This window comes from Pseudomonas sp. BJa3 (genome assembly GCF_026343815.1).
GTDB lineage: Bacteria > Pseudomonadota > Gammaproteobacteria > Pseudomonadales > Pseudomonadaceae > Aquipseudomonas > Aquipseudomonas soli.
This window is the reverse complement of record NZ_JAOXMC010000596.1, coordinates 1-231: the sequence shown is the minus strand read 5'-3', so window position 1 is coordinate 231 and position 231 is coordinate 1. Positions and strand designations below refer to the sequence as shown.

Below are 231 nucleotides of genomic sequence, written 5' to 3'. Positions count from 1 at the left end.
AACGTCGCCGCCGTGGCGATGCGCCATGCCGGGAAGTCCGACAGGCCGGCATGCAGGATCTTGCCGCTACGAACCAGGTCATCCAGGCTGCGCGCCAGCTCATCGATCGGCGTGATGCCATCGGGCATGTGCACCCACAGCAGATCGAGAGAATCCGTCTTCAGGCGCTTGAGGCTTGCCTCCACGGAAGTGCGCATCGCCTTGCGGCTGTTGCCGCTGCGCTGCAGGCCT

Annotated in this window: 1 protein-coding gene; it reads right to left on the bottom strand. The window is 65.4% G+C overall.

Annotation, left to right across the window (positions count from 1 at the left end; all coding sequences use genetic code 11):
• Positions 1–231 (bottom strand): aldo/keto reductase (locus tag OH705_RS28925; protein WP_267303662.1); only part of this gene is annotated, 231 nt, incomplete at both ends.